General features: G+C 45.6%; 5 protein-coding genes and 6 pseudogenes. All 11 read right to left on the bottom strand.

What is annotated here, in order from left to right:
- Positions 1 to 180: 180 nt before the first annotated feature.
- The gene (locus BCU07_RS23400; RefSeq protein ID WP_413286209.1) at positions 181 to 333 is read right to left on the bottom strand and encodes a hypothetical protein; all 153 of its coding nucleotides are present in this window, start codon (positions 331 to 333) and stop codon (positions 181 to 183) included.
- 1 nt (position 334) lies between these two features.
- On the bottom strand, positions 335 to 505 hold the full coding sequence (locus BCU07_RS23395) for a hypothetical protein (protein WP_413286208.1): 171 nt from the start codon (positions 503 to 505) through the stop codon (positions 335 to 337).
- Positions 495 to 836 (bottom strand): annotated as a pseudogene (locus tag BCU07_RS23390) (hypothetical protein). The gene BCU07_RS23395 and the pseudogene BCU07_RS23390 overlap by 11 nt, the downstream one beginning before the upstream one ends.
- Positions 837 to 868: 32 nt before the next feature.
- On the bottom strand, positions 869 to 1,339 hold the full coding sequence (locus BCU07_RS23385; RefSeq protein WP_413286207.1) for an NAD(P)-binding domain-containing protein: 471 nt from the start codon (positions 1,337 to 1,339) through the stop codon (positions 869 to 871).
- A complete protein-coding gene (locus tag BCU07_RS23380) occupies positions 1,329 to 1,475 on the bottom strand; it encodes an NAD(P)-binding domain-containing protein (RefSeq protein ID WP_413286206.1) in 147 nt (48 codons plus the stop codon). The genes BCU07_RS23385 and BCU07_RS23380 overlap by 11 nt, the downstream gene beginning before the upstream one ends.
- Before the next feature lie 3 nt (positions 1,476 to 1,478).
- Positions 1,479 to 1,954: pseudogene (locus BCU07_RS23375) on the bottom strand (gluconokinase).
- A gap of 143 nt (positions 1,955 to 2,097) precedes the next feature.
- Positions 2,098 to 3,422, bottom strand: a pseudogene (locus tag BCU07_RS23370) (TRAP transporter large permease).
- A pseudogene (locus BCU07_RS23365) lies at positions 3,415 to 3,969 on the bottom strand (TRAP transporter small permease subunit). Before BCU07_RS23365 ends, BCU07_RS23370 begins: the two co-directional pseudogenes overlap by 8 nt.
- Positions 3,970 to 4,034: 65 nt before the next feature.
- Positions 4,035 to 5,051: pseudogene (locus tag BCU07_RS23360) on the bottom strand (TRAP transporter substrate-binding protein).
- 201 nt (positions 5,052 to 5,252) lie between these two features.
- Positions 5,253 to 6,147, bottom strand: a pseudogene (locus tag BCU07_RS23355) (multidrug transporter).
- Positions 6,148 to 6,154: 7 nt separating this feature from the next.
- On the bottom strand, positions 6,155 to 6,361 hold a 207-nt coding region (locus BCU07_RS23350), incomplete at its 5' end, for a hypothetical protein (protein WP_413286205.1).

Genomic DNA, 6,361 nt, shown 5'->3' with positions numbered 1-6,361 from the left:
TATTGCTTCGTTCAGTTACTGGAGTAGGTGTTTAACCGAGTCTTGTGTCCCAGTTACCAGGGTTTTCGCATTTATCGTGAAACGCTTTCGCGTTTTCGTGCGCCGCTTCATAATGAATCGAAGTAACTCAGAGCAGAAAGCAGATCACAGGCATCGGCACACCGTACAGAGCTGAGTTCGCTACCGCGATGCGTCAAGCAAGCTCGCGCTCTTCCACTTGTTTGATGAAAAGCCTTCATCAAACAATAGATTCGCTAGCTCAGCATTTTGTTGGTAAGCCGATGTGATGCTTTGCAGGAAAGCGGCACGAATAATACAACCCGCTCGCCAAATCTTAGTAATTTGAGTGAAATCGAGATTCCATCCCTCTTTTGTCTGACGCTGTTTTCAGTAAATCAAAACCTTGCGCATAAACAGACAGTTTGGCGCAATACAAAGCATCATGAAGTTCAGAGACAACCTCTGTTTTATCCAACTGACTCGCATCCGCAATATTACCTTTCAAGAGTTCTGCTTCCCTGCACTCGTTGCGACTTTTGACCGCTCATTGCACGCGCATAAACCGCCTGTGCAATCGTTGGATTCGGACACCCTTCTTGAAGGCTGTTAACTGCTGTCCACAATCCCGTGCCTTTCTGTCCCGCTTTATCAAGCACAACATCAACAAATGGCTTACCCGTTACAACATCTTCTTGTTGAAGGATGTCGGCACTAATCTCCATCAGATAGCTGTTCAGCACACCGTTGTTCCATTGCTCAAAGACTTGTCCAATCTCTTTAGTGGCATATCAAGCACACCACGCATGAACTGGGTACACTTCGCAAATAAGCTGCATATCGGCATATTCAATACCGTTGTGTACCATTTTTACATAGTGCCCAGTGCCAGAAGGACCAACATACGCCGCGCACGCTTCACCCGCTTTAAACTGAGCAACTGGTAGCCCATTAGCATCACTTTTGCAGCAATCGCTTCCCACATCGGTTTCACATATTGCCAAGCCGATTGGTCGCCACTCGCCATTAGCGCAGGGCCAACACGAGCGCCTTCTTCACCACCAGAAACGGCGGTGCTAAAGAAACGAAGCTTGCCTTTGTAGTTCACTTCGCGTGCTTCGGTATCTGTCCAAAGGCTGTTGCCCGTATCGATAACAATGTCGTCATTTTCTAGGCCAGCATCAAGCAAGCTATTCACGACGATATCGACAGGGTTTCCGGCAGGAACCGACAACGCAATAACACGCGGTTTTGCTAAGCCCTGCAGCACATGTTCAAGGCTAGTGCCTTTTGTGAACCGCCCTTTACCTTCAAACGTCTCATTGAGTTGCTTAGCTTCCACACAAGCGCGATCCAATGTTGTCGATGTTTAAATCGAAGCCCGCAACATTAAAGCCGTTATCCAATAGGTTGAGCGCAAGGCTTTTGCCCATCACTCCTAAACCAATCATCGCGATGTCATTTTTTATCTGAGTCATGGTTTAGCCTATCTGCTTAATTTGTTTGAGTGCACTTTCTACGACTTGCTCAACATCTTGCGATATATCGACAAATAACGCTTCATCTAGTTCAGGTTCAACCAAGGTTGCGAATTGGCTTTTCAACATTTCTTGACCATTAAAGTAATGGTTTTCACGAGCTTTATGGCGATTCCAAATCGTATCGAAACTGCCTTGAAGATACACAATCACTAAATCTTCATTGTTCTCTCGCAGAATTTCGCGGTATTGAGGTTTCAGTGCAGAGCATGCAATCACAGCACTCGGTTGTTCGATATATTGCTTATTCAGTGTTTCTAGCCATCCTTGACGATCTTCGTCTGTCAGTGGAATACCTTGACGCATCTTTTCTACATTGCTTTGGGGATGGAAGTCATCCCCATCAAAAAACTGAAGCGTTAATGCTTCTGCGCGATACGGCTACCAATCAGGCTCTTTCCGCATCCAGATACGCCCATCACGAGTATTTTTTTTGCTTTTCATAAGGCAAGCCTTCCCTAGGCCCCAACCAAAACAGGGGCTGACAATCGAATCTAATAGTTAAACTTGTGTTGCCGTTGATAGGTTCCTGAACATTAAACTCGCTCAGGAACCTTCGCTGTTATTGCCACCAAAGCGCGAGCTGAGGGAAGATAATAACCAGTGCCAGAACCAATACTTGAAGTGCAATGAACGGCAGTAGTGAAGAGAAAATCTCACCTAAGCTGATGTCTTTTGGTGCTACTGATTTCAAGTAGAATGCCGCAGGACCAAACGGCGGTGACAAGAACGACACCTGCATGTTTAGACAGAACACAACGCCGAACCATACTGGGTCAAAACCAAGGCCAGTGATGATTGGAACGAAGATTGGCATAGTCAGTAGTGCCACACCTACCCAGTCAAGGAACATGCCTAGTACCAGCAAGATAGCCATCATGATTAGCAATGTTACTGTCGCGTTGCCGCCACTGAGTGCAAGGATGGTTTCTTCAACAAAATCAATACCACCCATCAGGTTGTAGATACCAACCAATGCACTTGCACCGATACCAATCCACATAATCATGCCGCAGGTACGCATGGTTGCGATGGCACTCTCTTTCAACATACTGAAGTTCAGTTCACCACGGATCAGCGCACTGATCATGATGCCGACTACACCCAATGCAGACGCTTCTGTTACTGAAGCGATGCCTGTGTAGATACTGCCCAAAACCGTTGCAACAGAAAGCAGTGGGAAGAACAGAGCTTTGAAGTAGCTTGGCTGATTGGCGATGTCTTCTTCTGTCTCATCATCGCTTGGAATTGGCGCAAGAGAAGGATTCAGCTTACAGCGAATCAATACATAACCGATGTAACAGCCCGCAAGGATAAACGCTGGTAAGAAAGACGCTTTAAACAGGTCGCCAATCGATACGCTGGCTGTCATACCGTAGATGATCAGTACGATACTTGGCGGAAGCATAGTTCCAAGTGCGCCACCCGCACAGGTTGTACCGATAGCAAGCTTACGGTCGTAACCTAAACGAAGCATTTGTGGCAGTGCGAGAATACCCAGTGAGTACCGTTTCACCACCTATAACGCCCGACATCGAAGCCAATAGAACCGCGACTAATAAGGTTTGTACTGCCACACCACCACGAACTTTACGGCCGACAGATTTCATTGCATCAAACAGATCTCGTGCGATGCCCGAGCGGTCCTAACAAAGCCGCCATCAATACGAACATTGGAACCGCGAGGAAAACATAACCAGAAGCAAAGCTGTAGGTACGGCTCGCAATCAAAGGTAAAGCATCAGGACCAAACCAACATAGAGTGAAGAAAATCGCGACAAAGCCTGTTACGAAGGCCAGCTGCATACCAGTCAGTAGCAAGCCAATCATCATAACCAACATGAGCAAACTGCCCCATGCGATACCAATAGAAGATAAATCAAACATCGTCATTCTTCCTTAGACCCATCAACTCTTGGATTAGGTGCAATACAAACTGGACAACAAGAACACACAAAACGACAAAGATCAGGCCTTTCAACAATGCAGGATAAGGCGCGTTTAACACTGAACCAGATGTCTCAAGACGGAATTCACCCCAAAGGTGCAAACCACGCTTCTTCCAGTGAAGTAAGCGGCGTAAGCGAGCATGCCTGCAAAAGCCAAACCAACAATGTGGTGAACAAGATTAAGATATTTACGTGCTTGGTTAGACACTGAATCGTAGATAAGAACCACACGCACGTGTTTATTCGCAGCAAACGCGTAGATACCACCAATAATGAATAAAGAACCACCGATGAAAGAAGCTGTTTCATGTACCCATGTGGTCAGGGCATCGAATGCGTAACGCATCACAACTTCATAAAATGAAATCAATACAGTAAAAATAAATAACCAGCTAACGAGATTACTGAACTTTATAACAAAACGATCAAGCGCATTTCTTGGTTGCTCGTCGTTTTCAGCTGGAGCGGGGGATTTTGTCGGTCATGAGCCAAATTTCCTGGGAGAATACGGGAGAGCAGTGCCCTCCCCTATCAATAAGCTAAGTTTGAATTACAGTAAGCCGTTTTCTTCTAGGAACACAGTTACTGAAGTGTAAACTTTCCCTGCGTTGTCAGAACGCTCTGCAAATACTTTCCATTGGCCTTTCGCGATTTCGCGGAACTTCTTACGCTCTTCTTGAGACCAGTCGTGGATAGTGATTTCTAGGTTCGCTTGAGCTTCTTTAAGCGCAGCTTGGTCAGCCATTTTCAGCTGAGTTGTCATGTCGTAAGAAAAGTCACGAACTGATGTTTGCAGAATCGTTTGTAGATCAGCTGGCATCTTGTCCCATTTCTTCTGAGAAACAGAGATATCGATAAGCGGCAGTGAGTGGAAGCCCGGTTGAACTGGGTGTGTTGCGATGTCGTTCATGCCCGCTTTTTGGTTTGTTGAAAATACCGTGTAGTCCGCGGCATCAATTACGCCTTTGCTTAGGCCAGTAAATACTTCAGAACCCGGCAGGTTTACTGGAGTCGCACCCGCGGCTGCAAATACTTGTTGTACTAGGCCTTCAGGTGCACGTAATTTAAGACCTTTAAGATCCGCGACACCATCGATTGGCTTTTTGGAGATGAAAGACTCAACACCCGTTGTAGATGCACCGACGAACTGAACCCCGTAAGGCTTGTACAGTTCAGTCATTAGCTCGTTACCGCCGCCGTAGTTCATGTACTGAAGCAGTTGCGTTGTGTCTGACCATGCACCAACCATGTTACCAATTAGGCCAAATGCTGGATCTTTACCAGAGAAGTAACCTGTTGCTGTGATGTGACCATCTAGGATGCCCATTTTGATCGCGCCTAGCGTTTCTGTGTGCTTAACCACAGCGCCTACAGGCAGAAGATCGATATCAATACGTCCGTTAGACATCGTCTCTACGCGCTCAGCCCACTTCTGCTGAACTTTGAAGTTCAAGTCACCAGAAGGATCTGAAGATTGAATTTAAGTTTAAAGTCTGCAGCCATTGCTGAAGTAGCAAATAGACCCAGTGAGGGAGGCAGCAATCAGCGTTTCAGTCAGAGCTTTCATTTGGGTATCCTTATGAGTTTCACAGAGTCCGGTTTGTAATTATATGTTACCGGTAACGTTGAGGTGGATGTTACCGGTAACTTCGCTGACTTGTCTATGAGAAGGATCACATCTTTAACATTAGTAAAACGTTTGCTATCAATAAAGAAAAATGCGACTGAAAAGTCACATTATAGGTTGGAGGTAGGATTTAATTTCTTTTTAAGTCAGTGAGATAATTGAACCTGCAATGATAAAAACGACTTCCACACCGCGTGTAACGTGCCACTTTTCCTTTAAAAAGTAGATCCCCATCACTACGCCGAAGATGATGCTTATTTGCCTAAGAGTCACAACTAAGCTGACGTTCTCAGTCATGGTCATCGCAAATAACACCAAACCATAAGTCGAAGCCATCATGATGCCTGCAACCGTGGCTTTCTTTCGCAGTATCCAAGCATTAGTAAACTCGATTCTTTGGTTGGTTACGAATAACCAAACACTCAGCGGAATCACAATCGCCCAAAACTGAATGCCTAGGGTAGAAAATCGCAGTGTGTTTGTTAGTAACGGTGGGGGTGCTTAAGGCTCTAATAATAGAAGCGCCTCTTTATCAATGATGTAGCTGTTCTCGTGGTACCAATAGCGGCAATTAACGCCCACAACACACCAAGGCTGAGATAAGCTTGACCTAAGTTCAGAAAACTGCTTAAGTGGTACAAACAAGCAACCCAATGTAATCAATGTGAATCCAATCCATTGATTCGGCGACAGCTCATAGCCGATCAACACCGTGCCTAAACCCACCATCAACACAGGCAGTGCTCGTGCCATTGGGTAACTCACACCGATATCAGCCTGTTTATAGGCGCGCCTAACCCAATCAAATAGATGATTTGACAGATCCCACTCAAGAAAACCAGTTGCCAGAATGGAAGTGAGATATTTTAAGGCCTCACACTGTGAACATACCAAATCAAATATGGCGTCAATATCGCTGCGGCGGCAAAGCCAGAGGCTAAGAATGACGAACCCGATCCTTGATTAGATTTACCTAGAATTCTAACCCGCATGAAGAAGCCGAAATGATCACGATGACAATGGCAGAGAATTCCATTTCATTCCTAAATTATTGATGAATAAGCGCAACGGATGATAAAAAAGGCCTCCGAGTAAGAGACCTTTGATTGTTTCACTAGGCGATCGTGCATAATTGCAGATACAGCTGAAGCGGCGCACGAAAAACGCGAAAGCGTTTCACGATAAATGCGAAAACCTGATTCTGCTTTTTCACTCAAGGTTAAACACCCACTAATTGAACGAAGTACAAG

This window comes from Vibrio sp. 10N.261.54.E10, from assembly GCF_002877735.2.
Taxonomy (GTDB): domain Bacteria; phylum Pseudomonadota; class Gammaproteobacteria; order Enterobacterales; family Vibrionaceae; genus Vibrio; species Vibrio crassostreae_C.
This window is presented reverse-complemented; position numbering and strand designations above follow the sequence as displayed.

Coding starts and splice junctions, on each gene's coding strand:
- BCU07_RS23380 (WP_413286206.1), bottom strand. CDS start 1,475: ATGACTCAGATAAAAAATGACATCGCGATGATTGGTTTAGGAGTGATG.